This window comes from Corynebacterium doosanense CAU 212 = DSM 45436 (genome assembly GCF_000767055.1).
Lineage (GTDB): Bacteria > Actinomycetota > Actinomycetes > Mycobacteriales > Mycobacteriaceae > Corynebacterium > Corynebacterium doosanense.
In genome coordinates this window covers 36,405-63,094 of the sequence record NZ_CP006764.1, presented here as the reverse complement: position 1 = coordinate 63,094, position 26,690 = coordinate 36,405, and the positions used below count along the sequence as shown (strand labels likewise).

At 65.4% G+C, this 26,690-nt stretch carries 21 protein-coding genes, 1 tRNA gene and 2 pseudogenes; 18 read left to right on the top strand and 6 right to left on the bottom strand.

All coding sequences use genetic code 11. The features are described 5' to 3' along the window. Positions 1–58 precede the first annotated feature (58 nt). Positions 59–532, top strand: coding sequence for a MerR family transcriptional regulator (locus tag CDOO_RS00280; protein WP_020384703.1), 474 nt, complete (start codon positions 59–61; stop codon positions 530–532). 358 nt (positions 533–890) lie between these two features. On the opposite strand, the gene adhP is transcribed toward CDOO_RS00280, so the two are convergent. Both adhP and CDOO_RS13760 read right to left on the bottom strand, forming a co-directional pair. After that, positions 891–1,925 carry an alcohol dehydrogenase AdhP gene (gene adhP / locus CDOO_RS00275; protein WP_018023036.1) on the bottom strand — a complete coding sequence of 345 codons (1,035 nt, stop codon included), beginning with the start codon at positions 1,923–1,925 and terminating at the stop codon, positions 891–893. A gap of 169 nt (positions 1,926–2,094) precedes the next feature. After that, positions 2,095–2,288: pseudogene (locus CDOO_RS13760) on the bottom strand (IS6 family transposase); the annotation flags it as partial. A gap of 121 nt (positions 2,289–2,409) precedes the next feature. Here CDOO_RS13760 and CDOO_RS00270 point away from each other — a divergent pair. Together CDOO_RS00270 and CDOO_RS00265 are read left to right on the top strand one after the other, a co-directional pair. Then, positions 2,410–3,649: pseudogene (locus tag CDOO_RS00270) on the top strand (IS256 family transposase). 350 nt (positions 3,650–3,999) lie between these two features. After that, the gene (locus CDOO_RS00265; RefSeq protein WP_026159419.1) at positions 4,000–4,905 is read left to right on the top strand and encodes a pPIWI-associating nuclease domain-containing protein; all 906 of its coding nucleotides are present in this window, start codon (positions 4,000–4,002) and stop codon (positions 4,903–4,905) included. 29 nt (positions 4,906–4,934) lie between these two features. On the opposite strand, the gene CDOO_RS00260 is transcribed toward CDOO_RS00265, so the two are convergent. Then, entirely contained in the window at positions 4,935–5,726 is a 792-nt protein-coding gene (locus CDOO_RS00260) for a hypothetical protein (protein ID WP_018022325.1), read from the bottom strand. A gap of 694 nt (positions 5,727–6,420) precedes the next feature. Here CDOO_RS00260 and CDOO_RS13415 point away from each other — a divergent pair. Genes CDOO_RS13415 through CDOO_RS00240 form a run of 5 tightly spaced genes read left to right on the top strand, consistent with a single transcriptional unit; the run spans position 6,421 to position 12,388 of the window. Beyond that, a complete protein-coding gene (locus tag CDOO_RS13415) occupies positions 6,421–6,672 on the top strand; it encodes a helix-turn-helix domain-containing protein (protein ID WP_020384648.1) in 252 nt (83 codons plus the stop codon). Then, positions 6,669–7,325: an N-6 DNA methylase gene (locus CDOO_RS00255; RefSeq protein WP_018022326.1), complete on the top strand. Its 657-nt coding sequence runs from the start codon at positions 6,669–6,671 to the stop codon at positions 7,323–7,325. The genes CDOO_RS13415 and CDOO_RS00255 overlap by 4 nt, the downstream gene beginning before the upstream one ends. Further along, positions 7,322–8,992 (top strand): Eco57I restriction-modification methylase domain-containing protein, encoded by a 1,671-nt coding sequence (locus CDOO_RS00250; protein WP_018022327.1) that lies wholly within the window; start codon positions 7,322–7,324, stop codon positions 8,990–8,992. The genes CDOO_RS00255 and CDOO_RS00250 overlap by 4 nt, the downstream gene beginning before the upstream one ends. Continuing rightward, positions 8,985–11,546: a DEAD/DEAH box helicase family protein gene (locus tag CDOO_RS00245; protein WP_026159421.1), complete on the top strand. Its 2,562-nt coding sequence runs from the start codon at positions 8,985–8,987 to the stop codon at positions 11,544–11,546. The genes CDOO_RS00250 and CDOO_RS00245 overlap by 8 nt, the downstream gene beginning before the upstream one ends. A 5-nt stretch (positions 11,547–11,551) precedes the next feature. Then, on the top strand, positions 11,552–12,388 hold the full coding sequence (locus CDOO_RS00240) for a hypothetical protein (RefSeq protein WP_018022329.1): 837 nt from the start codon (positions 11,552–11,554) through the stop codon (positions 12,386–12,388). A gap of 262 nt (positions 12,389–12,650) precedes the next feature. Here the strand turns inward: CDOO_RS00240 and CDOO_RS00235 are convergent. Continuing rightward, positions 12,651–12,733, bottom strand: a tRNA-Leu gene (locus tag CDOO_RS00235). A 237-nt stretch (positions 12,734–12,970) separates the two neighbouring features. On the opposite strand from CDOO_RS00235, the gene CDOO_RS00230 reads away from it, so the two are divergent. The 10 genes from CDOO_RS00230 to CDOO_RS00190 all read left to right on the top strand — a co-directional run bounded on the left by CDOO_RS00230 (position 12,971) and on the right by CDOO_RS00190 (position 23,062). Then, positions 12,971–13,837 (top strand): FHA domain-containing protein, encoded by an 867-nt coding sequence (locus CDOO_RS00230; protein WP_018022330.1) that lies wholly within the window; start codon positions 12,971–12,973, stop codon positions 13,835–13,837. 16 nt (positions 13,838–13,853) lie between these two features. After that, complete coding sequence (locus CDOO_RS00225; RefSeq protein WP_018022331.1) at positions 13,854–14,336, top strand: FHA domain-containing protein FhaB/FipA; 483 nt, start codon at positions 13,854–13,856, stop codon at positions 14,334–14,336. After that, positions 14,336–15,742: a PP2C family protein-serine/threonine phosphatase gene (locus CDOO_RS00220; RefSeq protein WP_018022332.1), complete on the top strand. Its 1,407-nt coding sequence runs from the start codon at positions 14,336–14,338 to the stop codon at positions 15,740–15,742. The genes CDOO_RS00225 and CDOO_RS00220 overlap by 1 nt, the downstream gene beginning before the upstream one ends. 5 nt (positions 15,743–15,747) lie before the next feature. Further along, on the top strand, positions 15,748–17,136 hold the full coding sequence (locus CDOO_RS00215) for an FtsW/RodA/SpoVE family cell cycle protein (protein ID WP_018022333.1): 1,389 nt from the start codon (positions 15,748–15,750) through the stop codon (positions 17,134–17,136). Beyond that, positions 17,133–18,569 carry a penicillin-binding transpeptidase domain-containing protein gene (locus CDOO_RS00210; RefSeq protein ID WP_018022334.1) on the top strand — a complete coding sequence of 479 codons (1,437 nt, stop codon included), beginning with the start codon at positions 17,133–17,135 and terminating at the stop codon, positions 18,567–18,569. The genes CDOO_RS00215 and CDOO_RS00210 overlap by 4 nt, the downstream gene beginning before the upstream one ends. After that, a complete protein-coding gene (locus CDOO_RS00205; RefSeq protein ID WP_018022335.1) occupies positions 18,570–20,024 on the top strand; it encodes a serine/threonine-protein kinase in 1,455 nt (484 codons plus the stop codon). It begins immediately after the preceding gene. Then, on the top strand, positions 20,021–22,027 hold the full coding sequence (gene pknB / locus CDOO_RS00200; RefSeq protein ID WP_018022336.1) for a Stk1 family PASTA domain-containing Ser/Thr kinase: 2,007 nt from the start codon (positions 20,021–20,023) through the stop codon (positions 22,025–22,027). The genes CDOO_RS00205 and pknB overlap by 4 nt, the downstream gene beginning before the upstream one ends. A 62-nt stretch (positions 22,028–22,089) precedes the next feature. Then, entirely contained in the window at positions 22,090–22,356 is a 267-nt protein-coding gene (gene crgA, locus CDOO_RS00195; RefSeq protein WP_018022337.1) for a cell division protein CrgA, read from the top strand. Between the two features lie 169 nt (positions 22,357–22,525). Continuing rightward, positions 22,526–22,681 carry a hypothetical protein gene (locus CDOO_RS13755; RefSeq protein WP_018022338.1) on the top strand — a complete coding sequence of 52 codons (156 nt, stop codon included), beginning with the start codon at positions 22,526–22,528 and terminating at the stop codon, positions 22,679–22,681. Between the two features lie 75 nt (positions 22,682–22,756). After that, a complete protein-coding gene (locus CDOO_RS00190) occupies positions 22,757–23,062 on the top strand; it encodes a CAP domain-containing protein (protein WP_081610370.1) in 306 nt (101 codons plus the stop codon). 268 nt (positions 23,063–23,330) lie between these two features. Here the strand turns inward: CDOO_RS00190 and metE are convergent, their stop codons facing one another. Both metE and CDOO_RS00180 read right to left on the bottom strand, forming a co-directional pair. Continuing rightward, the gene (metE, locus tag CDOO_RS00185) at positions 23,331–25,607 is read right to left on the bottom strand and encodes a 5-methyltetrahydropteroyltriglutamate--homocysteine S-methyltransferase (RefSeq protein ID WP_018022340.1); all 2,277 of its coding nucleotides are present in this window, start codon (positions 25,605–25,607) and stop codon (positions 23,331–23,333) included. A gap of 70 nt (positions 25,608–25,677) precedes the next feature. After that, positions 25,678–26,667, bottom strand: coding sequence for a methylenetetrahydrofolate reductase (locus tag CDOO_RS00180; protein ID WP_018022341.1), 990 nt, complete (start codon positions 26,665–26,667; stop codon positions 25,678–25,680). Positions 26,668–26,690 lie beyond the last annotated feature (23 nt).

Here is a 26,690-nt window from a genome sequence, read left to right as displayed (position 1 = left end):
TGCTGATAGCATCAGTGTGCACCTTGAAGTTGACTTCAAGTCAAGGTTCGATGTGGGAATGGGAGAAAACACCGTGGCGTACACCATCGGCGAAGTGGCCCAGAGCCTGGGCGTGGCCACCTCGGCACTGCGCTACTACGACCGGGAGGGCCTGTTGCCCGACCTCGACCGCAGTGCCGGTGGCACCCGCCTGTTCGGCGAGGAAGACCTCGGGGCGTTGCGGGTGATCGATTGTCTCAAGCGTGCCGGCATGCAGATCAAGGACATCCGCCAGTTCATGGACTGGTATCGGATGGGGGATGAGACCCTGGCTCTGCGTCGGGACCTGTTTGATCGATGCCGGCGCCAGTTGCTCGAGCAGACGGCGGAGCTGCAATATGCACTTGACATGGGCGAGTACAAGTCCTGGTACTACACCACGGCCACCGAACTGGGTTCCGAGAGCGCCGTCCAGGATCTCCCCGACGATCAGATCCCGGACCATGTCCGTAGCGCACGAGCCCGCGCTCAGGGGATCGCAGCTTCCGCATAAGGGAACCAGCGCCGAAGGTTAAGTGCCCAGGCATCAGCCAGTGCTCGCACTCCGCCCTCATCCCCGCAGGCTTCAGTGCCTCAGTTCCGAGGAACTGAGGCACTCGCGTTGGCAGTAGAAAATGCGTGTACGAACCACTTGTTGCCTGCCGGTGGGGTCATAAGGCCGGGGCACTGGTGGCGAGAAAAGGGCAGCGCTGCCCAGAAAAGGACGGCGCTGCTCCAGTACTTCTTATTCCGAGGTGGTGGGCTGCGGTTCTGGGGTATACCCCAGGGCGACTGAACGGCTATTTATGCGATCCGGACGGTTGCTTCGAAGCGGACGGCGATGCGCCAAGATGCGAGAGCGGGAAACTGCTTCAGTATCTGATCGACACTCGGCCCTCTACCCGGCCCCGGCGCAGGTCCTCAAAGACCTCGTTGACATCTTCCAGGGAGCACTCCCGGACCGCGGGATGGATGTTGCCCCTGGCATAGAAGTCGAGCGCCTCGATCATGTCCTGGCGGGTCCCCACCAGCGAACCACGGATGGTCAGACCTTTGAACACAATGTCGAAGATCGGAGCTGGGAAATCCCCCGGCGGTAGGCCAATGAAGACAATTGTGCCGCCCTTGCGCGCCATACCGATCGCCTGACCGAAGGCGTCCGGGTGCACTGCGGTGACCTCCACCCCGTGGGCTCCGCCATTGGTGTACTCGACTACCGCGGCCACCGGATCAGTCTCGGTCGCGTTGACGGTGAACTCGGCCCCGTTCTTGCGGGCGAGTTCCAGCTTGTCCTCGGCGATATCGACGGCAATCACGCGCATACCCATGGCCACGGCATACTGCACGGCAATGTGCCCGAGGCCGCCGACACCGGAGATGACCATAAACTGCCCTGGCTTGGTGTCGGACATCTTTAGACCCTTGTAGACGGTCAAACCAGCGCAGAGGATGGGCGCGACCTCGACTGGGTCAACACCATCCGGGATGAGCGCGCAGTAGCGGGTGTCCACGAGCATGTATTCACCGAAAGAACCGTTGACCGTGTACCCGCCATACTGGGCTTCATTGCACAGGGTCTCCCGGCCGGTGCGACAGTACTCGCATTTCCCGCAGGCCGACCACAGCCAAGCGTTGCCCACAATATCGCCAACCTCAACGTCGTGCTCGCCCGGTCCGAGCTTGACAACCTCGCCCACACCCTCGTGGCCGGGCACGAAGGGCGGCGATGGCTTGACCGGCCAGTCTCCCTCGGCTGCATGGAGGTCGGTATGGCAGATTCCGCTGGCGTGGAGCTTGACCAAGGCCTGGTTCCTGCCGGGCTCGGGCAGATCAATTTGCCTGATGGTCAGTTCGGGGCCGAACTTCTCGACGACGGCGGCGGTGTATTGATCGACTGTAGCGGTCATGACGGTTCTCTCCTAGGGATCGTGATACGCCTTACATCCAAGACACTACCAGGCAATGTGTTCCACGTCACGAAATTGGTGAAAGTCGAGTGGGTCGGCGCTGTTGCAAAGTTGGACCGGGGCCGAAGAACCCAACCTCAAGACATCAGTTGCCTTTGCCTGGGGATGCTTAAGCTGTCTTGAATATCCGGCTGACGATCACAGCGTGTGGGTTCGGGTGGCCGTAGACGAACATGGTGCCCTGGCCTTTCCGTAACGAATGCATCGCTTCCATCCTTTTCAACGTCTGGTAGGCGGAAATTCGGTTTTTGAACGCTCCTTCGGCCCCAGGATTCTCTTAAGTCGGCCATGCTCCCCTTCAATGGGTTGCGTCCGTTAGCGTGGTGTATCTGTAACTGCCGGTGACAACCCTCATGAATGCATGAGACGACCACCGCAGTACCTTTCGAATCAACTCCTACATCTCCTCGAAAGGGACACCACGATGGCCGCTGGCCCCCATTCTATCGACCCCACCACCTACCTCGACGAACTGCTGTCTCAAGCCTCCCCGGACCTGATGCGCGAGATGCTCCAGCGCTTCATCAACCAGATCCTCTCGGCCCAGGCGGACCAGGTCTGTGGCGCCGACTACGCGAGTGTCAGCGATGCCCGCGTCAACACCCGCAACCGATACCGCCACCGCGACCTCGACACCCGCGTCGGCACCATCGACGTCGCCGTCCCCAAGCTGCGCACCGGTTCGTTCTTCCCGGACTGGCTGCTGGAACGCCGCACCCGGGCCGAACGGGCCCTGACCACCGTGATCGCCACCTGCTACCTCAAAGGCGTGTCGACGCGCAGGATGAACGACCTGGTCGCCAGCTTGGGGATCAACAACCTGTCGAAATCACAGGTATCCGAGATGGCCAAAGACCTCGACGTCATGGTCGAGGACTTCCGGACCCGGCCCCTGGATACCGGCCCCTACCTGTATGTTTCATGCGACGCGCTGACGATGAAGGTCCGTGAAGGCGGCCGCGTGGTCAAAACCTCCGTCCTGCTGGCCACCGGCGTCAATGCCGAAGGGTATCGGGAGTTGTTGGGCATGCAGGTCGCCACATCCGAGCCTGTGGCCTCCTGGACCGGGTTCTTCCGCGACCTCAAGGCCCGCGGCCTGAACGAGGTGTACCTGGTCACCAGTGACGCACATCTGGGCATCCAGCACGCGATCGGCGAGGTGCTGCCGAATGCGTCCTGGCAGCGGTGCCGGACGCACTTCGCGAAGAACCTCTCCGGTCTGGTGCCGAAGACGCAGTGGCCAACATTGTCGGCAATGTTCCAGACGATCTTCCAGCAACCCGATGCCCAGGCTGTATGGGATCAGGCCCAGGAGGTGGTGGGCTTCTGTGAGCAGAAGTTCCCCCATGTCGCGCACTCACCTCGAGGAAGCGCTCGACGAGCTGCTGGCGTTCACGAACACGCCAAGGGCGGTGTGGACGAAGATGTGGTCGAACAACCCGACCGAAAGGCTCAACCGGGAGATCCGCCGGCGCACCGACGTCGTCGGGATCTTCCCCAACCGCGACGCCGTCGTCCGCCTCGTCGGTGCCGTGTTGGCGGAGCAGCACGATGATTGGATCCAGCAGAAGCGCTACATGTCGCTGACGAGCCTGGAGCAGACGAAGACGATGATGACCGCCGGCGTCATCGATGCCGGCGAGCCCACCCGGGAGGTCGCATGAGCCAGTCTCACCATCGGGCTCGTGCCGGTCCCTGCCACCGTCATGCTGCTTGTTTTATCGAAAGGCAGATACACCACTTCCGCGGACTTGACCGCAGCACGCTCCCCTTCGACTGCGGTGACCGGCCGATCCGAAAACGTCATGCCGACAGACGCCACAGGGACCGCACGCCCCCGAGCTGCCGCCGTCGAACTCCTCGATGCCATCACCGAAGCCCACCGTCCGCTGCCCGACAGGCTCGCCCGAATCAAACCTTCCTCGCGCGATGGAGACTGTCCTCACCAGGGCCCCTAACCTCTACTGAACAGTTCCGCCTCGATGCCCTCATACCCTCTGCATATACTCGGATCATGGTCCGGAAGATGACTCCTGCCCAGTTCAAGGCAGCAGCGAACAAGGCACAGCGTCAGCAGAAGCAGGCGATCAACAAGTACAACCGCGAGGTTCGACGGTACAACTCGGCAGTCAAGAAAGCCGTGAATGACCACAACCGAGAGGTGCGTGCGCATAACGCTAAGGTGCGTACGCACAACAACCAGGTAAAGAATCAACGACGCCGACTCGAGCAAGAGATACGTCGTATGAACTCTCGCCCGCAGACGAAGACCTTCATCTCTTATCGGGCATCGGTCGAGACCCTCGCTCGCACGTACACGGAGACCGAGTCCGCCCTGACGGACGGGGTGCTCACACCTGCCGGCCGCGAGCTTGTCGATTGGGGCAGCCAGGAGGCTGCCAACAGTGCCTACCTGCTCAACGCAATGGACGGTGACGGTGAACCGGAGGATGATCCGACCGAGGAGGAGTTGCGCGATCCGAGCATGCAGGAAGAACTCGAGATGTTCGGGCAGGACCTAGTCGATCGGTGGACTGGTGCGCTATTCTCCCTTAGCCCACGAAATCCTGACGCAGCACGCCACTTCTGCACCAGTGCTCGGGAGGTACTCATCACCACGATCGATGACTCTGCCTCCGATGAAAACGTGGTCAAGGATGATCCATTCTGCGATAAGACAGACAGAGGAGTACCGACTCGGCGCGCCAAGGTGAGGTTCCTCCTGCGCCTCAAGGGAATCACCGATGACACAATCGAGGAACTGGTCGAGGAGGACATGAAAAATGTCCTCGGTCTGTTCCGCGAATTCAACAACGGCACCCACGGCCATGCCGGCCGGTTCACGATCACACAACTCAACGCGTTGCGTGTCCGGGTCGAGTCGGCGATCGGTTTCATCCACGCTCTCTGCAACCGATGAAGCACGGTCCCTGATCGGCCCTTTGCCTTTCAGCGGCGCATTCGACCGAGTTTTCTGTCGACGTCGAGGAGGTAAACCAGGTCGTGCTGCCGAACAGCAGAGCGCGCCTTGAAGACCTCCGCAACGCCTGCCGCAGCCACCCGGCCCACAGCGCCAGCTGCTGCCGCTGTGGATGGTAACAATGCCGCGAGGTCCGGGAGGTTCGCGACCGCCACAGCCATAGTCGGTAAACCAAACCCTTCCGTGATGAGACGTTTTCCCGTCTCGTATGCGACACGCGTCTTCGACACGCTGCGTCTCAGATCTTCGAGCCTGGGGCGGACGTCATCCAGCCACAACTCCTCGATCTCGCTAGGTAAGGTCGCGTCCAGCGCCGAAGACTCGAGCTTGTCTGCGAGATGCTTCGCAGATGCTCTGTACTTGGCTCGGCCTTCGGCGAGTTCCTCCCGCGCCTCGAGCACGTGGTCCATCGGCGCATCGGGAAACGTCGGCAGTTTCTCTACCAGTCCAGTCCCGACCGCGGCATGCCGAGAGCGGGTCGCTGCGACAGTGGGGAGACCGTCAGGGTAGACCTCCGAGTCGCGAAGAAAAGCAGTGGATGGACCGTCCATCAGCATATGGGTTCCAGGGTCACCCAGGGCTTCCGTCAGTCGATCACGGAACCAGGAGACCTGCTGGTCGATGGGGTCTTCAAAGCGAGTTCCCTTGCTGATCATGCTGACCGAACCAGCGTCCAACGCCATCTCGATGTCCTGCGCTTCCCCACTGTCGAAGACTTCGCTGACCGTTTTAGCAACCTGGGGGAGCGAGGCACGCCACATTCGTTCGCATTCCCTCCGTTCCGGATCGTTGACGGGCCTGGCTCTCAATGCTCGCATTGCCTTCCTGGCCTGGACAGGGTCGAGATCGTCGGGAGTGATGCGACGAAGCGTCTCCAGTGGCAGTGAAGGGATAGTCCACCAAAGGTTGTCTGCAGTTACTCCCCGCAGCGGTCGGAAATCGGTCAACCAAGAGGCACTCGGCGCAACCAGATCGATGTGATCTGAGTACAACAACGAACTGCGTAGCAGTCTGAGTTCGCCTGCGAGTGAAGGCTGTCCATTGGGCTTCACTCGAGGTGTGACTCCGATCGTGACAGTTATCCCTGGCCTGCGGCTGGCGGTGGACTTGTGATGGCCCTGACGGGATGCTCTCCGTGATCGTTTTCCCATAGCCGAATTATCCCACGTCACACTTGGTAAGCCATCCTGCTCGGGCGAGCACGCAGAGCTCCGTCAAGATCGTTCGTAAGCGGGGGCGAACAGCAGTGATGTGCTCTCAGGCCCCCTCCTGCGGAACCTGAGGGCCGCAGCGAGCGGACCTCTAGACCGGACCGTACGGCCAGCTCACACTCATACCCGGCCCAGGGGGTCAAACACGGTTGATTCCTACTCGGTACCGATCAGAAGGGGACCAATCCGCTAGGCTGAGCCAGGTTAGAGCTACGTCGCCCCTACCTACCCAAGGAGGCATCTCGTGAGCGAGCCCTGGCTGTCCACAGATGAGATCGCAGCCCACCTCGGCATCACCAAAGACACCGTCTACGCGTGGATCGCGGACAAGGGTATGCCTGCGCACAAGATCGGTCGCCTGTGGAAATGCCAAGCCAGCGAGGTAGACGAGTGGGTACGCACCGGCGCCGCTGCCAGCGACAGACCACACGCGAATGATGGTGGTTCCCTCACTCCTCAGCCGGAAAGTACCCAGTCAAATCGGAAGGAAAGATGATGAGCGCCAGAGAGACCGAACGCCTGGTCAAGTCCAAGCAGCGCGTCGCCGACCATGGCGAGGTCTTCACCCCCTCCTGGATGGTCGAGGACATGCTCAACCTCGTTCGGGAGGAGTCCGAGCGCATCGACTCTCGAGTGCTGGAACCCGCGTGCGGGTCAGGGAACTTTCTCATCCCCGTGCTTACCCGCAAACTCCTGACCGTGGCCGCCAGGCACGGAAAGAGCTACTTCGAGAAGCACCACTACGCACTGTTCGCCCTGATGTGCACCTACGGCATCGAACTCCTGCCCGACAACGCCGCGGAGTGCCGCGACAACCTCGCCACCCTCTTCAACGCCTTCCTCGGTATCGACGTGGACGACGACTGGGCGCGCGCTGCACAGGCAGTGTTGAAGGTGAACATCGTCCAAGGTGACGCTCTGACCATGACCATCCCCAGCGGCAAGCCGATCACGTTCGCCGAATGGGGGTACCTGGGCAAGGGGAAGTTCCAGCGTCGCGACTTCCGCTACGACGAGTTGACCCAACGCTCCGCATGGGGGGCCGAGGGGTCCCTGTTCGGCGACATGGGCACCGACCTCTTCTCCCCCCAGGTGACCTACCCAACAATGACCGTGTCAGACCTGGCCGAGCAGGAGCACACCGCATGAGTAACACCCAGGCCTCATTCGCACTGCGCGGGCACAATCCCGACGTACTGACATGTATCGCAAACCTGTCCAACGACGAGGTCTTCACCCCACCCGAGATGGCCAACGCCATGCTCGACCTGCTCGCCGAACGCTGGTCTGACGCCCACAACGGCGCCGACATCTGGGCCGACCCGAAAGTCACGTTCCTGGACCCGTTCACCAAGTCCGGTGTGTTCCTGCGCGAGATCACCCGCCGCCTCACCGCCGGCCTGGCAGACGTCTTCCCCGACCGGACGGATCGAGTCGACCACATCCTCACCAGACAGGTCTACGGCATCGGCATCACCCAGCTCACCGCGCTGCTGGCCCGTCGGTCCGTGTACTGCTCCAAGTACGCCAACGGCCCACATTCGATCGCCAAGTCCTTCGAGAGCGAGGACGGAAACATCTGGTTCCAGCGCACCGAACACACCTGGGTTAGCGGCCAGCGCGAATACCGCGTCGACCCACTCACCGGAGACGAGCAAGTCGTCCGCACGCACCGCAAGTGCCGCTACTGCAGGGCCGACGAGAACGACTACGGGCGCGGCGACGACCTGGAGACCCACGCCTACGCCTTCATCCACACTGACGACATCAAAGCCCGCATCTGCGAGCTGTTCGGAGACACCATGCTGCAGTTCGACGTCATCATCGGCAACCCGCCCTACCAGCTCTCCGACGGTGGGCACGGAGCTTCAGCCGCCCCGATCTACCAGCACTTCGTGGAGAAGGGTCTCGGCCTTGACCCACGGTTTGCAGTGTTCGTCACCCCCTCTCGCTGGATGGCAGGCGGCAAGGGGCTGGACGAGTACCGCAAGACCATGCTCTCCGACCACCGGATGCACGACATCGTCGACTACCCCAAGCTCTATGAAGCCTTCCCCGGAGTGAAGATCCGCGGCGGCGTCTCCTACTTCCTGTGGGACCGCGACTACAACGGCCCCTGCACCGTTCAGACCATGTGGGACGGGCAGCCCGTCGGTGAACCCGTCGCCCGCTACCTCGACGCCTACGACATCCTCGTCCGGTGGAACGCAGCCGTCCCCATCCTCGACAAGGTGCGAACCAAGCACGATCCAACGCTCGACGCCCGAGTCTCTAGCCGTAAACCATTCGGCTTGGCCACTAACTTCAAAGGCAAGAAGACTTCAGGGCGCATGTCTGATCCCGTGCAGCTGTTTGCTAACCAGCGAACTGAGTGGACGGAACGCTCCGAACTTCCGATCAATGAGTCCTGGGTGGACGACTGGAAGGTCTTGATGACCGCAGTCCAGGGCACCAGTGCAGCAGTGGAGACCAAGTTCCTGTCCAAGCCGATCGTCGCTGGCCCCGGGACGGCCTGCACCGAGACTTACCTGGTCGCAGGCAAGTTCGCCACTGAACTGGAGGCCAAGAGATACGCGATGTACCTGAGTTCTCGGTTCGCACGGTTCCTCGTGTCGTTGCGTAAGTCCACCCAGCACGCCACCCGCGATGTCTACGCGTTCGTTCCTGATGTCCCACTCGATCGGAGCTGGACTGACCAGATGCTTTACGAGCGCTACGGGTTGACTGATGCGGAGATCCAGTTCATCGAGTCCCAAGTCGCACCACACGACAGCACCTTGTTCGACGAGCTCGAGGCCAGCGACACCGATGAGTAGACCTGACGAAGCACTGTTCCCGGAGAAGCTTGCCGCCCGGCTACGGATCTACGCGTGGACCCCGAACGATCCGCCGGCCAACTATGTGGGGTTGATCAAGGTCGGCCAGACGACGAAGTCGGACGTCAACGAACGTATCCGCAAGTCGCAGGGTCAGATGCAGCAGGCCTACACCCTCCATATCGACGAGCCTGCCGAACGCGACGACGGCTCGATCTTCCGTGACAGCGACGTCCGGCGTCGCTTGGTCGCCAAGGGGTTCGTGAACCCGATCTTCGGTTCTGCCCGAGAATGGATGCGCTGCACGCCCGACGACGTGCGCACGGCGATCACGGAGCTGCGCACCGGTACCCGGTTGACCGGGACGCAACACGAGACGTTCGCGATGCGCCCCGAGCAGGCTGAAGCAGTGGAGAAAACGGCCGAGTACTACGACTCGATCTGGGCCGAGGATGCTGACGCGGTGCCGAGGTTTTTGTGGAACGCGAAGATGCGGTTCGGCAAGACCTTCGCTTCCTACCAGTTGGCCAAGAAGATGGGGGCCCGCCGAGTCCTGGTGGTGACGTTCAAGCCTGCCGTGGAGGACGCCTGGCAGACAGACCTTGAATCCCACGCGGACTTCGATGGCTGGCAGTACCTGTCCAAGGCCACCGGCGGCACTCCCGACGAGATGGACCGTGAGCGCCCGCTCGTGTACTTCGGCTCGTTCCAGGACCTGCTGGGCCGAGACAAGAAGACCGGGCTGATCAAAGCAAAGAACGAGTGGGTCCACACCACCCCGTGGGACCTGGTGATCTTCGACGAGTACCACTTCGGGGCTTGGCGGGAGTCGGCGAAGGAACTGTTCGAGGGCGAGGACGAGAAGGTCGCCAAGAAGGAGCTGGCCGCCGAGTACCACGACGGACTCGTCGCGTTCGATGAGGAACTCGACGAGCTGGGCAATGATGAGGACAAGTTCCTGCCCATCACAACCATCGCCTACCTGTACCTGTCGGGTACCCCGTTCAAGGCCCTGGCGACCGGCGAGTTCATTGAGGAGCAGATCTTCAACTGGACCTACACCGACGAGCAACACGCCAAACAGCAGTACACGGCGGATCATCCGGGCGCGTGGAACCCGTACGGGGCGTTGCCGGAGATGCGGCTGTTCACATACCAGATGCCCGATGAGCTGATCTCAGTGGCGAGCCAGGGCGAGTTCGACGAGTTCGACCTGAACGCGTTCTTCGAGGCGACCGGCACCGGTATCATGGCGGAGTTCGTACACAAGACGGACGTGCAGAAGTGGTTGGACATCATCCGTGGCGCCCACATGCCCACGCAGCTCGACGCGATGCGGATGGGCTCCCGCCCGCCGTTCCCGTACTCGGATACCCGGCTGCTGTCCTACCTTCAGCACTCATTCTGGTTCCTGCCCACAGTTGCGTCCTGCCAGGCCATGGAGAACCTGCTGGCCGAGCGTCAGAACGTGTACTGGCAGGACTACACAGTGCTCACCGTCGCCGGCCCCGACGCTGGCATCGGACTGGATGCGCTGCCGCCGGTGCGCGAGGCGATCAAAGATGGGCACGACACAAAGACGATCACCCTGTCGTGCGGAAAGCTGACCACCGGAGTGACGGTCAAGCAGTGGTCGTCGATCCTCATGCTGCGCAACCTCAACTCTCCCGAGACTTACTTCCAGGCCGCGTTCCGCGTCCAGTCCCCGTGGTCGATCAAGAACCCCGACGGAGACGACCCGAGTCAGGAACTGATCCTCAAGCCCGCCTGCTTCGTCTTCGACTTCGCCCCTACCCGGGCGCTGCGGCAGATCTCGGACTACGGGATCGGCCTGTCGCCGGAAGCCGCCAACCCTGAGCATGCCGTCGAGGAGCTGGTGAAGTTCCTGCCGGTGCTGGCCTATGACGGGTCGAACATGACCCAGGTCGATGCGGGCGGCATCCTCGACATCGCCATGTCCGGCACTTCGGCTACCCTTCTGGCCCGTAAGTGGGAGTCTGCGATCCTCGTCAACGTCGATAACGACACGCTTCGCCGCATCATGGGCGACGAGAAGGCCATGAACGCCGTCATGAACATCGAAGGCTTCCGGGCGCTCGGCTCGGCGATCTTCGAGACCGTGGTCAACAAGTCCGATCAGGTCAAAGCCACGAAGAAGGACCGGGGCGAGGATCTCACCCCGAAGGAGAAGAAGGAACTCTCCGCCGAGGAGAAGGAGTACAAGTCCAAGCGGAAGCAGATCCAGGAGAAGCTGATCAAGTTCGCGACCCGCATCCCCGCGTTCATGTACCTGACCGACTTCCGGGAGAACACCCTCCACGACGTCATCACCAAGCTGGAGCCCGACCTGTTCAAGGCGGTCACCGGCCTGACCGTGGCCGATTTCAACCTGCTGGTCAACCTCGGAGTGTTCAACGCCACCCACATGAACCAGGCTGTCTTCGCCTTCCGCCGCTACGAGGACTCCTCCCTGTCCTACACCGGCATCGACTCCCACGAGGGTCTGCGCCACTACGGCCTCTACGACACCGTCATCGCCATCGACCAGGAATGACACCGATGCCTCACACCACCTTCGACAACACCGTGAAGCAGATGCTCGAAGACCTCTTCGGGATGTCAAGCGGCTACGTCATGGACTTCAGCAACGCGAGCTTCGCCTCGTTCGTCGAGCAGTGGATCGGAGTCGATCCCTACGACAGATACCAGGGCTCGAAGGCCGCAATACTGCGCCAGATCTGGACCAACGAGCCTTCCGGAGTCATCGCGCAACTCAACCTGGACCTCGTGGAGCATTGGCAGATCATCGCGCGCCGAGATGGAAGAACGCCGACTGCCTACGAGCAAGAGGCAATCGACACCGCCGCCTCCGTCTTTCAGTCAGCCAGCGTCCCGGTACTGTCCGAAGAGGACGTTGCCTTCCTCAACAAGGACCTCGGCTCTCTCAACCTTGATGCGCTCCCATCCGAACTGACAGCTGGGAAGGTCATCGCCGACCGGATGGGCGAGATCGACCGAGCTCTGGAAGCCGATGCACCGCTGGCTGTGATCTTCCTTGTCGGCAGCACCGTCGAGGGTCTGCTTTCTGAACTCGCGATGAGTCACGGAACCGAGTTCCTCGCATCCCCAGCGTCACCCACGATCAAGGGCAGGACCAAGCCGCTGGACCAATGGAGACTGTCGGAGTTGATCGCCGTCGCGCGGGAACGTGGTGTCCTGAGCGAAGACGTCGCCAGGCACGCCGACCAAGTCCGAAGCTTCCGCAACTACATCCACCCCCGACAACAGCTCAAAGAGGGCTTCGTACCCCGGATCGAGACGGCACGGATCGCCCAACAGGTCCTCAAAGGCGTCCTCGCTGACCTCGAACGACTGAACACCAACCCCACGTCCTGAGCCCCCTCCCCGCTGGACGCCCCAACGCACCGGCCGAGCGCGGGCCGCGAGCCCGCCCCGACAGTTCGTGACCCCCACCGCCCGAAAATCCTCGGGACTCCCGCGCTTCCCCGCCCCAGACGCCGCCGCACGGGACTTCGCCCCGCAACTCCCCCACTGTCAGTTCCCACACCACCCCTCCCCCAACACACGCAAAACCGGAGGTCACAAACCCTTTCGAGTTTGTTACCTCCGGCCGGTTCAGTTCGTGAACCGCTCTCTGTGCCCGGGGGGGGACTTGAACCCCCACGCCCTTTCGGACACTGGCACCTGAAGCCAGCGCGTCTGCCATTCCGCCACCCGGGCTGGGTAACTAGGAAAATATAGCACGCAGCCATATGTCAACGACAAATTCGCAGCTCACACGCACTACAACCCGCTCACTTGCGCACATATCAACAGTCGTCGGCTACGGAAAACGTAGGAGCACCCCTTATACTGTCGACATTCGTACGTCAGTCGTTGCCGCCAGCGGCGCCGGGCGCTCGAAAGCACCTGCTTTTAGCTCACGCTCACGAACTCCTCAAGAAGGGAGGCACGACGATGTCGATCATGGATCGCTTCGCACGGATGGACAGTTCCCTGCAACGTGGCCTGGACAACGGTTTCGCGCTGATCTTCGGGGGCAAGGTCGTGCCGGCAGAGGTAGAGGAGCTGCTCAAGCAGGAGGCGCTGGACAATGTGTCGTCGACAGATGACGGCCGGCTGATCGCCCCCAACGTCTACGCCGTGGGGGTGTCGTCGAAGGATCTGGAGAACCTCTCCCGGGACCAGAACCTGCCGCAGCTCCTAGGCGAGCAGCAGAACCGTTTCGGCCGCAACCAGGGCTGGGACTTCGACGGCCCCGTGGTTGTGCGCATCGCCGAGGAGTCGGGCCTGCACACCGGCCAGCTCCGGGTGTCGTCCTACACCTGGGACGCACCGGAGGATGAGAGCGGCTTTGACGCGATCGACCATGAACCCGTCGCTGGCGGCGCTGATCAAGAGTCTGGAAAGGACATGATGGACGCACAGTATGACCAACACACGCCCACCACGGTGGCGCCCGCCGTCAATGCGGGGAGGGCGACGCCTCAGCAGGCCAACAAACCCAACTCCGACGTTCCGGCCGCCCGCTCGGTGAGCCTGCTGCTGCAGGACGGATCGTCGCGGACGTACCACGTCCACGACGGCTCCAACGTCATCGGACGCAGCAACGACGCGGACTTCCGCCTGCCCGACACGGGTGTCTCCCGCCAGCATGCGGAGATCACGTGGGACGGATCGGATGCGGTTCTCGTTGACCTGCAGTCGACCAACGGCACCATCGTCAACGACAACCCCATCGACAACTGGCTGCTGGCCGACGGCGATGTCATCACGGTCGGTCATTCGCACATTGAGGTGCGGATCATTGACCCGTCCAGGTAGTTACTGAGGAGAGTTCATGGACGCTGCGATCCTGACTTTTGTGCGCATCGCTCTGCTGGTGCTGCTGTGGGTGTTCATCCTGGTGGCGCTCATGGCCATGCGCGCGGACACCAACCGCGTCGCCGGCGTCGGCCGGGCCCGGCCCGGTACCGCCCGCCCCGCGCCGTCCGGCCCGCCGGTCAAGGCCCCCGTGGCCCGGCGCGAGCAGGCACGGGTGCTCACCGTCGTCGACGGGCCACTGACCGGGTCGCACATGGACGTCTCCCAGCTGGAATCGGTCATCCTCGGGCGGAGTCAGGACTGTGACTTCGTGCTTGGCGACGACTATGCGTCCTCCCACCACTCCCGACTCTTCCGGCGCGGCAGCGAATGGTTTGTCGAGGACCTGGAGTCCCGCAACGGCACCTACCTCGGCGGCTACCGCATCGACCAGCCGGAGCGTGTGCAGCTGGGCACCGACATCAAGATGGGCGGAACAACCGTGAGGCTGATGCCATAATGCTGCGTCTGAACTACACCATCGCCTCCGACCGGGGCCTGGTCCGCGGCAACAACGAGGATTCGGCGTACGCCGGGCCCTACCTGCTCGTCCTCGCCGACGGCATGGGCGGCCACGCGGCCGGCGAGGTCGCCAGCGCGCTCATGGTCGAGCACCTTGAGAAACTCGACCGCGATCCGGGCGACAACGACATGCTGGCCCTGCTGGGCGCCTTTGCCGACGACGCCAACGCCTCCATCAACGCCACCGTGGAGAAGAACCCTGAGACCCAGGGCATGGGCACGACGCTCACCGCCGTGATGTTCAACGGGGAGACCTTCGGGCTCATCCACGTGGGCGACTCCCGCGGCTACCGGCTGCGTGACGGCAAGCTGGAGCAGCTCACCATCGACGACACCTTCGTGCAGTCGCTGGTCAACGAGGGCAAGCTCGACCCCGAGGATGTCTCTTCGCACCCCAAGAAGTCGCTCATCCTCAAGGCGTACACAGGCATGCCCGTGGATCCGACCCTGGAGGTTCTCGACGCGCTGCCGGGCGACCGGCTGCTGCTCTGCTCCGACGGCCTCTCCGACCCCGTCACCGCCTCCACCATCGAGGCCGCGCTCGGCGAGGGCACGCCCGAGGTTGCCGCGGCGCGGCTCGTGGAGCTGGCCCTGCGCTCCGGCGGACCGGACAACGTCACCGTCGTTGTCGCTGATGTCCTCGACGAAGAGGCGCTGACGGGCGTCGACAAGCGTCACCTGCCCACCAAACCCGTCGTCGGTGGCGCGCTGGCCGGGGAGCTGGACTCCCAGACCCACCCCAACACCTCCGCCGGACGGGCCGCGGCGCTGCGCAAGATCGTCGCGCCGCAGGTCATCGCCCCCAACCAGCAGCCGCGGGAACCCGAGGCCGCCAAGACCGTTGCCGCCGAGGAAGAGTCCGACGACCGCCCACGACCAGGGCGCTGGATCGCGCTGGCCGTGGCGCTCGTGGTCATCCTCGGGCTCCTCGGTGCCGGCTGGTGGGCATACTCGCGCATCGACGACCAGTACTTCCTCCGCACCGGTGACCAGGAGCAGTTTGTCATCGAACAGGGCGTGGACTACTCCGTGTTCGGTCGCGACCTGCACCACCCCTTCCAGGAGGCCTGCATCAACGAGGCCGGGGAACTGCGGTTCATCGAACCCCGCGGGGCCGCGGCGGACTGCACGCTCTTCGGGTTGAAGGACATCCCCGAGGCGTCGCGAAGCTCCGTCTCCGCCCTGGATCACGGCAGCTACGAGGAGATCGCCGGCCAGCTCCAGCGCTTCGCCTCCGACGCACTCCCGGTGTGCCTGACGGTGGATAAGCCGACCGGAACAACCAACAAACCCAGCGGCGAGGGCGACCTCACCCAGCCGGGCGTCAACTGCCGGGAGGTGTGACTGACATGAAAAAGATCTTCGCCCGCAGCACGGAGCTGTTTTTCCTGCTGCTCGCCACCGCCATCCTCGCGGGCATGCTGGTCAGCCTCGAGCTGTCCCAGGGCAACACCCTGACCACGGAGATGGCCTATCTCATCGGCGGGTTCATCGGCGTCTTCGCCGTCGCCCACCTGGCCATCCGCTTCCTGGCTCCCTGGGCGGACCAGTTCATCCTGCCCATCGCCGCCACGCTTAACGCCATTGGTCTGGTGGTGATCTACCGCCTCGACCTCGCCAACGGCTCCGGCCTGGCCAACCGTCAGGTGCTGTGGACGCTGGTCGGCGTGGTGATGCTCGTGGCCACGCTGCTGGTCGTCCGCGACCATCGCTCGCTGACGCGCTACTCCTACATCCTCGGCCTGCTCGGCCTGGTGCTGCTGGCCATCCCCCTCGTCTGGCCGCAGCCGGCGGGCGCGGAGGCGCGCATCTGGATCTACCTCGGCCCGTTCTCAGTGCAGCCGGGTGAGTTCGCCAAGATCCTATTCATCATGTTCTTCGCCCAGCTGCTCGCGCAGAAGCGCGCGCTGTTCACGGTCGCGGGTTACCGCATTCTCGGCGTCGATCTGCCGCGCCTGCGGGATCTCGCACCCATCCTCGCGGTGTGGGCCATCGCCATCCTCATCATGGCGATCTCCAACGACTTCGGCCCGGCGCTGCTGCTCTTCGCCACCGTGCTGGCCATGCTCTTCATGTCCACGGGCAAGGTGTCCTGGCTGCTCATCGGCACGGTCCTCGTCGCCGTGGGCGGCACGGGCGTGTACATGATCTCCTCGAAGATCCAGGAGCGGGTGACCAACTTCCTCGATCCCATCGCCAACTACGACACCACCGGCTACCAGATCTCCCAGGGTCTGTTCGGCATGTCCTGGGGCGGCGTGACCGGCACCGGCCTGGGCAAGGGACACCCGGACCTCGTGCCCGTCGCCCACACCGACTTCATCCTCGCCGCCGTTGGCGAGGAGCTCGGCCTCATCGGCCTGGCCGGCGTGGTCGTGCTCTTCGGCCTGTTCGTCTCCCGCGGCTTCCGCGCAGCCCTCCAGGTCCGCGACAGCTACGGAAAGCTGCTGGCCGCGGGCCTGGCCACCAACATCATGGTGCAAGTGTTCGTCGTCCTCGGCGGCATCACGGCGCTCATGCCCATGACGGGCCTGACCACGCCGTTCATGTCCGCTGGCGGCTCCGCGCTCATGGCCAACTACATCCTCGTGGCGCTGTTGCTGCGGGTGTCCAACGCCGCCCGTCGCCCGTCCTCGCTTGACGACGCCGCGCCCGCAGCCAGCCTCACCCAGGGACGGCGCGGTGACCTCGCCCCGTCCGACACCGGCTACTTCGCGGTCCAGGAGGCACGCCGATGAACCGATCAATCCGCTGGGGTGCGATCTTCGCGATCCTCCTCACCCTCGTCCTGCTCATCCACATCACCGTGGTCCAGGCCTTCCGCGAAGACGAATACGCACAGAACCCGCTCAACGCGCGTGGCTTCCTCGAGGCGCAGCAGATCCCGCGCGGCAACATCTCCGCCGGCGGGCAGGTGCTCGCCGAGTCCTACCAGGACGCCGACGGCAACTTCCACCGCACGTACCCCAACATGCCCTTCTCCTTCGGGCCCGTGGTCGGCTACCTCTCCCCGCAGTACGGCGCCGCCGGCCTGGAACAGGGTTTCAACGGCGTGCTCTCCGGCACCCAGTCCGCCACCGGATCGCGGGGCCTTCCGATCATCGAGCAGGGTGACCAGCACGGCAACAACATCGAGCTGACCGTCGACCCCAACACGCAGGCCACGGCCTACGAGATGCTGTTCAACAACGGCTACACCGGCGCCGCGGTGGCCATCCGGCCGTCGACGGGCGAGGTACTGGCCATGGCCTCGAACCCGTCCTACGACCCGAACTCCATCGTCGATCCCGCCACCAGCGACGACGCCTGGGCCGCGCTGAGCAGCGACCCCACCCAGCCGCTGGTCAACGGGGCGACCCAGGAGACGCTGCCCCCCGGCTCGATCTTCAAGATCATCACCACCGCCGCGGGCATCCAGAACGGGTACACCCCGAACTCCACGCTCACTGGCGCCTCGGAGATCACGCTGCCCAACACCACAACCACCCTGACCAACTACGCTGGCCAGACCTGCGGCGGCCAGGAGCAGGTGACCCTCTCCACCGCGTTCTCCCTCTCCTGCAACACCGCCTTCGTGGAGATGGGCATCGACGTCGGTGCGGACGCCGTGCGCTCGGCGGCCGAAGCCTTCGGCGTCGGTGAGACTTACGACCTGGGCCTGCCCATGTCACCCGGCTCCCTCGGCGATCTCGCTGACGACGCCTCGCTCGGGCAGTCCGCCATCGGCCAGCGCGACGTCACCATGTCCGCACTCCAAGCCGCGATCATGGGCGCCACCGTCGCCAACGACGGCAAGCGCATGGATCCCTACCTCGTCTCCCGCGTCACCCGGGCCGACCTCACCGAGGTCAGCTCGACTGAGCCGACCCAGGTGACACAAGCCATCTCCCCCGAAGAGGCGGGCACCCTCGAGGGGCTCATGCTCGCCGCCGAGCGCAGCACCGCCACCTACGACGGCAACAACTTCGCCTCTAAGACCGGCACCGCCGAGCACGGAGAGGGCCTGCCCCCGCACGTCTGGTACGTCGCCTACGACCCGGACAACGACGTCGCCGTCGCGGTCGTGGTCGAGAACGGCGGCGGCTTCGGTGAATCCGCCACGGGCGGTCAGGTCGCCGGCCCCGTCGGCCGCGCCATCCTGCGGGCCGCACCCCAGGGAGGTGGGGCATAGATGAACAACGACAACAGAGAGCAGCTGCAGTCGCTCATCGGTGACGACTACGAGCTGCAGTGGACCATCGGCCATGGCGGAATGTCCACCGTGTGGCTCGCGGATGACGTGCGGGGGCGTCGAGAAGTGGCCATCAAGTTCCTCCGGCCGGAGTTCTCGAACAACGACGAGTTCCTCGAGCGCTTCCGCTATGAGGCCACCGCCGCGGAGGACATCGACTCCGACAACGTCGTGGCCACCTACGACTACCGCGAGATCCCCGACCCCGCCGGGCACACCAACTGCTTCATCGCCATGGAGTACGTGCGTGGCGAGTCCCTCGCTGACCTGCTCGCCCGCGAGGGCTCGCTCGGGGAGGACCTGGCCCTCGACGTTATCGAACAAGCGGCCCACGGGCTGTCCGTCATCCACCGCATGGGCCTGATCCACCGTGACATCAAACCCGGCAACCTGCTCATCACGCAGAATGGGCAGGTGAAGATCACCGACTTCGGTATCGCCAAGGCCGCGGCCGCCGTGCCGCTGACCCGCACCGGCATGGTCGTGGGCACCGCCCAGTACGTCTCCCCGGAGCAGGCGCAGGGATTCGAGGTGACCCCGTCCACGGACGTCTACTCCCTCGGCGTGGTCGGCTACGAGATGCTCGCCGGTCACCGGCCCTTCACCGGTGACTCCGGTGTCTCCGTGGCGTTGGCGCACGTCAACAACGCCCCGCCGCCGTTGTCCACCGAGATCAGCGCCGAGGCCCGCGAGCTCATCGGGATCGCCCTGCGCAAGAACGCCGACACCCGCTTCGCCGACGGCAACGAGTTCGCCATCGCGGCCTCGCGGGTCCGCTTCGGCGAGCGACCCCCGCAGCCCGCCTCCTCGGCGATGAACCAGCTGGCGCCGGAGCCCTCCCCCACGCAGTCGACCCAGATGCTCGGCCGGGTCGCCCAGCCCACCACCGTGCGCCCGGAACAGCGGGTGCCCCGCGCCGGCGCCGCTCCGGTGGCCCAGGCCGCGCCCCGCAAGCAGGGTAGCGGCGGCTTCGGCATCGGCATGCTCGTCGCCGGCATCGTCGTCGTCGGCGGTGGGATGGGTCTCTGGGGGCTCAACCAGGCCGGGGTGTTCGAGCCCGGGGGCAGCACCCCCACGACCTCGGAGACCCCGGCCATCGTGACGGAGTGGGTCACGCCGACGGAGGAGGAGCAGCCCACGACGGAGATCCTCACCACCACCGTCGAACCCTCGCCGGCGCAGAGGCCCACCTCCGAGCGCCAGACGCTCGAACCCACCGAGGCACCGAGCACCCCGGCACCGGCTCCGACCCCGGCTCCCGCGCCGGCGAGTACCCCGGCACCGGCACCGGTGCCGAGCACCGCGCCGCAGCCGGGAATCTCCCTGCCCCAACTCGACGGCTTGGACGCGCAGGCTCCCACCACCGTCGCCGAATCCCCCGGAGTAACCCCATGACGCTCATCGCGGACAGGTACCGGCTGGGCGCGCCCATCGGCACGGGAGGCATGTCCAACGTCTACGGCGCCGACGACGCCCTGCTCGGACGTGATGTGGCCGTGAAGATGCTCAAGCTCGACATGGCCCGCGACGACAACTTCCGCGAGCGTTTCCGCCGCGAGGCGCAGAACTCGGCCAAACTCAACCACCCCAACATCGTCTCGGTGTTCGACACCGGTGAAGCCGACGTCGAGGGAGTGTCGGTCCCGTACATCGTCATGGAGCGGATCTACGGACGCACCCTGCGCGACATCGTCCGCGAGGACGGCCCGCTGACCCCCGAGCAGGCCGCGGAGTTCATGATCCCGGTCAGCCACGCGCTGCAGGCCAGCCACGACGCCGGCATCATCCACCGCGACATCAAGCCGGCCAACATCATGGTCACCAACACCGGCTCGGTGAAGGTGATGGACTTCGGCATTGCCCGTGCGCTCGACGACTCCACCTCGGCGATGACCCAGACCTCCGCGGTCATCGGCACCGCCCAGTACCTCTCCCCCGAGCAGGCGCGGGGCAAACAGGCCGACGCCCGTTCCGACATCTACGCCGCCGGTTGTGTGCTCTACGAGGCCGTCACCGGCACCGCCCCCTTCGAGGGTGAGACCCCTTTCGCGGTCGCGTACCAGCACGTTCAGGAGGATCCGCAGCCGCCGTCCGAACGCATCACCACCCACGACCTCTCCCCCACGGAGGCGGTCAACATCGACGCGGTGGTGCTCACCGCCATGGCGAAACACCCGGCCGACCGGTACCAGACCGCCACGGAGCTTGCCGACGACCTCACGCTCCTCCAGCGCGGCTCCGTCACCTCCGCGGCCCGGGCCCACGTGCAGCCCGCCCGGCAGGAGTCCGTCCCCACGACGGCGACGCGGGTGGTCGCGGCAGACGCCACCCACGCGGCCCCGGCGCCTGCTCCTGCTCCCGCTCCGGTGCCGCAGTCCATCGGCGCCCACGCCGCCGCGCCCGCGAAGGGCAACAACCGCCTGGCCAAATGGCTGGCCGGCATCCTCGCCCTGCTCGTTCTGGCCGGGATCATCCTCTTTGCCACCCAGGTCCTGCGCGACACCTCGGGCACGACCGGCGCGCCCACGGACGAGGCCAGCGCCGCCCCGGAGGCCAGTGACATGGTCAGCGTCCCCGATCTCGCCGGCCAGCACCGCGACTCGGCGGCCAGCCAGCTGGAACAGCTCGGCCTGGTGGTGGAGCAGGACGAGACCCCTAACCCCGATGTTCCCGCCGACCACGTCATCAGCTCCAATCCGACGGCGGGTTCGCAGCTGCGCGCCGGCACGACCGTGCGTCTGAGCATTTCCACGGGTGAGGAACTGACCAAGGTCCCCGACGTCACCGGGGCGACCCCCTCGGCGGCCACGGACACCCTGACCCGCGCCGGCCTGCGGCTCAACCCCCAGGTGCAGCAGACCAGCTCGGACACCGTGCCGGAGGGTTCCATCGTCAGCCAGTCCCCGGCGGCCCAGTCCGAGGCTGCCCGGGGCACCGCCGTGACCATCACGGTCTCCACCGGCCCGGACCAGGTCCGGGTCCCGTCGCTGACGGGCATGAGCTGGGAGGAGGCCCGGGACACGCTCTCCTCGCTGGGCTTCACACCCACCCCTGACTACGTCGACTCCCTGGAGCCCGACGGCCAGGTCCTGGCCGTCGGCGGTTCCGGCACCGAGGCCGACCGCGGCACCGAGGTGGTCGTGCGGGTTTCCAACGGCATGCTCTTCACCATGCCCGACATCACCCGCATGGACCCCGCCGAGGCCAACAGCGCCCTGCACTCCGCCGGTTGGACCGGCTCGCAGGTGCGGGTCGCGCCGGAGCGCCCGGGCACGGGCGCGCTCATCGACAACGGTCTCATCGCCGCCACGGACCCCTCCCCGGGTGCCACGCTGCGTAAGGACGCGGAGGTCACCGTCTTCCTCTGGGAGTTCAGCCTCCGCAACCTGGCCCCCTAGATCCGCCCGTGCGGCTGCTACAGTCGTGCTCAACTACCACCCAACGAAGAAGGTTTCGTCTCATGCCTAAGGCAAAGGTCACGGACAATTCGGTGCCCACCACGAGCCCGTCGGTCAGCCGGACCCCGGTGAAGATCAACACCGGCGGCACCCCGACCTGGTACAAGGTCATCATGTTCGGGCTCATGCTGCTCGGCCTGGCCTGGATCGTCGTGTTCTACCTCGCCGCCAGCTACATCCCGTTCATGGTCGAGCTCGGCCCATGGAACTACGCCATCGGTTTCAGCCTGCTGGTCGTGGGCCTGCTCATGAGCATGGGCTGGCGCTAGCCGCCCAGCCGACCAAGCCGACAAAGCCCGGTACTCCCTCCCAGGGGTGCCGGGCTTCGTCGTGCCCACGGCCGCACGGGTACTGGTCCCCGTCCGGCACCATCTGCAGCGCGGCGCGCTTTAGGCTCAGACAGGTAGGTACCCCTCCCAGACATTAAGGATGTTTACCATGAACCGGGTTTCCCGACGCCTGATCGGCGCCACCTTCGCAGTTGCCGCCGCCACCGCCACCATCGGCGACGCCCCCGCGCAGGCCCAGGATCTCTCCTCCCAGCTCAGCTCCTCGTTCCTGTCCGGCTTGGGCACCCAGCCGGCGCCCTCGTAGCCGGGCACGGGCACCCAGGCGGACTACAGCGCGGACCTCACCGCGCAGGTCAACGCCCACCGCGCCGCCAACAACCTGCCGCCAGTCCAGCGCTCTGCGGCTCTCGACGCCAGCGCCCAGGAATGGGCGGACTACCTCGCCCGCACCGGCAAGTTCGAGCACGGTGAGATGACGTGCCAGAACGGCTCCTGCCTGTCCGAGAACATCGCCATCACCACCGGCAACCCGTCGCAGGCGTTCGGACTCTGGCGCAATTCCCCGGGCCACAACGCCAACATGTTGGGCGCGAACGCCGTCCGGGTCGGTCACGGATCCGCCATCATGCAGTCCGGCAAGTTCGCCGGTCAGCCCGTGGTGGTGCAGCAGTTCCACAACTTTTAACAGCCGCGGAGTTATCCACAACCTGGGGACAGGTCTGTGGACGACGGCGTGTCGCAGCCGCCTCCCCAGCCTGTGGACAACCGTGTTCCCCGGTCAGCCCGGGGTAGTGACTTTTCGAACCGCACCACCCTGAACGCCCGTATAGCCTGGTCGCAGCTGTTCGAACGCTATTGTGTACGGATAATTACACGAATGTGTTTATCCACACTGTGGATAACTCCTGTGCATAACTCGGGGCGGTGTATAACTGCCCCGATTTGTCCACCGGTTATCCCCAGCCGTGGGCGGCGAGCACGTTACGACGCGCCTCCACCATGTTCTCCAGGCTGGCCTTCGTCTCCTCGTAACCACGCGTCTTCAGCCCGCAGTCCGGGTTGATCCACAGCCGCTCGGCCGGAACATGGGTGAGCGCAGCCTCGATGAGCGAGGTGAGCTCCTCCACGGACGGGACTCGCGGGGAGTGGATGTCCCAGATGCCCGGGCCGATCTCCGAGTGGAAGTTCTCGTTGAGGTCCACGAGCAGCTCCATGCGCGAGCGGGCCGCCTCGATGGAGGTGACGTCGGCGTCCAGGGCGGCGACGGCGTCGATGATCTGGCCGAACTCCGAGTAGCAGAGGTGGGTGTGGATCTGCGTCTCCGGCTTCGCGTCCAGGGCGACGAGGCGGAAGGAACGGATGGACCAGTCGAGGTAGGCGGGGCGGTCGTCCTCGCGCAGCGGCAGCAGCTCGCGCAGGGCGGGCTCGTCGATCTGGATGATGGAGATGCCGGCCTCGGCGAGGTCGTTGACCTCGTCGGCAAGCGCCAGGGCGATCTGATCCGCGGAGACTGCGAGGGGGACGTCGTCACGCACGAAGGACCACGCGAGGATGGTCACCGGTCCGGTGAGCATGCCCTTGACCGGGCGGTCGGAGAGGGACTGCGCGTAGCGCGCCCACTCCACTGTCATGGCCTCGGGGCGGGAGACGTCGCCGACGACGATCGGCGGGCGGGTGCAGCGGGAGCCGTAGGACTGGACCCAGCCGTTCTGCGTGACCACGAACCCGTCGAGCAGTTCCGCGAAGTACTGCACCATGTCGTTGCGCTCGGGCTCGCCGTGCACGAGGACGTCGATGCCGAGCTCCTCCTGCAGGGTGATCACGTCGGCGACCTCCTGGCGAAGGGCCTCGGTGTACTGCTCGTCGGTGAGTGCACCGGAGCGGTGGTCGGCACGTGCCTTGCGGATCTCCGTGGTCTGGGGGAAGGAACCGATGGTGGTGGTCGGCAGCGTCGGCAGGCCGAGCGCCTTCTGGGCCTCCTGGCGGCCGGCGAAGTCCGGGGTGCGCGCGACCTCGCCGTCGGGAAGCGCGGCGGTGCGGTTCTGCACGGCCTCGACGCGGGTGCGGGCGGATTCGCGGCGGGTGCGCACGGCACGCTCCGAGCGCGCCGCGGCCTCCTCGTCGCCGCCCGCCAGGGCCGCGGCCTCGGCGATCTTCTCGTCCGCGAAGGCCAGCCAGGACACGACGTCCACGGGCAGGTCAGTCTCGGCGGCGACGGTGTGCGGGACGTGCTGGAGGGAGACCGAGGTGGAGACGGAGACCTCGCGGTCGCCGAGGCTGGACAGCACCTCGGAGCGCTCGGCGAGGTCGGCGGCCCAGACGTTTCGTCCGTCGATAAGCCCGGCGACCAGCTGGGTGTCGGCCGGGACGGCCGCGGCGACGCGCTGGGGGTAGTCGGAGTCGAGGACCAGGGTGGCCGGGGCGAGGTCGACGTGCAGGGCCTCGGGCGCGGCGGCGGCGAGGACATCCAGCCCGGCGCGCAGGGAGCCGTAGGGAGTGCTGACCAGGATGTTGGGGCGGGACTCACCGACGGCGGGCTCGAGCAGGCGGGTGTAGGTCTCGCGGGCGAGCTCGGCGAGGCGGGCGTCGCCCGGGCCGAGGTCGGCGACCAGGGCGGGCTCGGAGAGCTGGATCCAGTCGATGCCGGCCTCGGCGAGCTCGGTGAGGATGGCGGCGTAGGCGTCGGTGAGCTCGCTCAGGCGCTCGAGCGGGTCGCCGGCTCCCTCGGCGGCCTTGGCGAGGGCGAGCAGGGTGACGGGTCCGACGAGGTAGGGGCGCACGGTGTAACCGGCGTCGCGGGCCTCCTCGACGATGCGCAGGATGCGGGCGGCGCGGGGCGTGATGGCGTCGGTGCCGACCTCGGGTACAAGGTAGTGGTAGTTGGTGTCGAACCACTTGGTCATCTCGAGCGGGGCCTTCTCGGAGTTGCCGCGGGCGAGCGCGAACTCCTCGTCGAGGGAGATCTCGGAGCCGCCGCCGATGAGGCCGACGGTCAGGGCGGTCTCCAGCACCTGGTCGTAGTAGGCGACGTCGGCCGGGATGGCGTAGTCCTCGGAAAGGCCCAGGTCGCGCAGGCGGGCGTAGGTGTCCACGCGCAGGCTGTGGGCCGCGCTGGTGAAGTCGTCGGCGCTGATGCGACCGGCCCAGTAGGACTCGAGGGCTTTCTTCAGCTCTCGGTTGGCGCCGACGCGCGGGTAGCCCTCGATGGTGACGTGCGGGAAAGAAGACATGGTGAGTCCTTTGAGTTGGTGCGCTCAGGTCTCGGGGGCTCCCGGTTGAAGCGCAGAGAAAGGGAAGTTTTCAGGCTCTGCGGGGGTGTGGCGCGGCGGGCGTGACCCCGACCTGGTCGAGCAGGTCGCGGGTGACGTCCATGTCGTTGTGCGTGTACACGTGCAGCCCGCCCGCACCGCCGGCCAGGATGTCCCTGGTCAGCTGGGCGGTGAGCGCCAGTCCGGCCTCTCGCTCGGCGAGGGGTCCGTTCTCGGCGGCCTCCGCCATCTGGCGGCGGAGGTGCTCGGGCACGCTCAACCCGGCCAGCTTGCCCATGCGTTCCAGCCTGGCGGCCGAAGTCATGGGCATGATGCCCGGAATGAGCGGGATGGTGACGCCGGCCAGGCGTGCCTTCTCGGCGAAACGCAGGTAGTCGTCGGCGTCGAAGAAGAGCTGGGTGATGGCGAAGTCCGCCCCGAGGCGCTGCTTGGCCAGCAGGACGTCGTAGTCCTCGTCCTCGTTGGCTGCCTCGGCGTGGCCGGAGGGGTAACAGGCCACGCCCACGGCGAGAGATCCGGCGGCGAACCGCGCCGCCTGTCGCTTCTCGACGGCGCGGATCACCCGGATGAGGTCCGTGGCGTGCTGCAGGTAGCCACTGGGCAGCGATTGCTCCCCGGCCGGGAGGTCACCGCGCAGCGCCAGCAGGCCGCGCACGCCGGCGTCGACCAGCTGGTTGATGCCGCGCACGACCTCCTCCTCGGTGCCCGCGGTGCAGGCGAGGTGCGCCAGCGGGCGCAGGCGGGAGTTGTCGGTGATGTACTCGATGACGGCGGCCGTGCCGTCCAGCCACCCGGAGCGGGCGGAGGAGGTGACGGCGACGTAGTCGGGGCGGTAGGTCTGCACCTCGGCGAGCAGCGCGTCGAGTTTGTCACGGTCGCCGGCCTGGTTGATGCGCGGCGGGATGACCTCGAAGGAGAGCGCGAGGCGGTCCCAGGTGGGGTGGGGGGTGTCGGTCTGCTCCTGGGTGTCCACCGGTGCGGAGGCGGATAGACGCGGAGCAGCCTGCGAGCTGACGCTCATGGCGATCAGGTTCCTTTTCGATC

What these genes read in the sequence shown, in the direction of transcription:
- CDOO_RS00280 (WP_020384703.1), top strand. Translation starts at nt 59, where the DNA reads ATGGGAGAAAACACCGTGGCGTACACCATCGGCGAAGTGGCCCAGAGC.
- adhP (WP_018023036.1), bottom strand. Translation starts at nt 1,925, where the DNA reads ATGACCGCTACAGTCGATCAATACACCGCCGCCGTCGTCGAGAAGTTC.
- CDOO_RS00265 (WP_026159419.1), top strand. Translation starts at nt 4,000, where the DNA reads ATGGTCCGGAAGATGACTCCTGCCCAGTTCAAGGCAGCAGCGAACAAG.
- CDOO_RS00260 (WP_018022325.1), bottom strand. Translation starts at nt 5,726, where the DNA reads ATGTGGCGTGCCTCGCTCCCCCAGGTTGCTAAAACGGTCAGCGAAGTC.
- CDOO_RS00255 (WP_018022326.1), top strand. Translation starts at nt 6,669, where the DNA reads ATGATGAGCGCCAGAGAGACCGAACGCCTGGTCAAGTCCAAGCAGCGC.
- CDOO_RS00250 (WP_018022327.1), top strand. Translation starts at nt 7,322, where the DNA reads ATGAGTAACACCCAGGCCTCATTCGCACTGCGCGGGCACAATCCCGAC.
- CDOO_RS00245 (WP_026159421.1), top strand. Translation starts at nt 8,985, where the DNA reads ATGAGTAGACCTGACGAAGCACTGTTCCCGGAGAAGCTTGCCGCCCGG.
- CDOO_RS00240 (WP_018022329.1), top strand. Translation starts at nt 11,552, where the DNA reads ATGCCTCACACCACCTTCGACAACACCGTGAAGCAGATGCTCGAAGAC.
- CDOO_RS00230 (WP_018022330.1), top strand. Translation starts at nt 12,971, where the DNA reads ATGTCGATCATGGATCGCTTCGCACGGATGGACAGTTCCCTGCAACGT.
- CDOO_RS00225 (WP_018022331.1), top strand. Translation starts at nt 13,854, where the DNA reads ATGGACGCTGCGATCCTGACTTTTGTGCGCATCGCTCTGCTGGTGCTG.
- CDOO_RS00220 (WP_018022332.1), top strand. Translation starts at nt 14,336, where the DNA reads ATGCTGCGTCTGAACTACACCATCGCCTCCGACCGGGGCCTGGTCCGC.
- CDOO_RS00215 (WP_018022333.1), top strand. Translation starts at nt 15,748, where the DNA reads ATGAAAAAGATCTTCGCCCGCAGCACGGAGCTGTTTTTCCTGCTGCTC.
- CDOO_RS00210 (WP_018022334.1), top strand. Translation starts at nt 17,133, where the DNA reads ATGAACCGATCAATCCGCTGGGGTGCGATCTTCGCGATCCTCCTCACC.
- CDOO_RS00205 (WP_018022335.1), top strand. Translation starts at nt 18,570, where the DNA reads ATGAACAACGACAACAGAGAGCAGCTGCAGTCGCTCATCGGTGACGAC.
- pknB (WP_018022336.1), top strand. Translation starts at nt 20,021, where the DNA reads ATGACGCTCATCGCGGACAGGTACCGGCTGGGCGCGCCCATCGGCACG.
- crgA (WP_018022337.1), top strand. Translation starts at nt 22,090, where the DNA reads ATGCCTAAGGCAAAGGTCACGGACAATTCGGTGCCCACCACGAGCCCG.
- CDOO_RS13755 (WP_018022338.1), top strand. Translation starts at nt 22,526, where the DNA reads ATGAACCGGGTTTCCCGACGCCTGATCGGCGCCACCTTCGCAGTTGCC.
- metE (WP_018022340.1), bottom strand. Translation starts at nt 25,607, where the DNA reads ATGTCTTCTTTCCCGCACGTCACCATCGAGGGCTACCCGCGCGTCGGC.
- CDOO_RS00180 (WP_018022341.1), bottom strand. Translation starts at nt 26,667, where the DNA reads ATGAGCGTCAGCTCGCAGGCTGCTCCGCGTCTATCCGCCTCCGCACCG.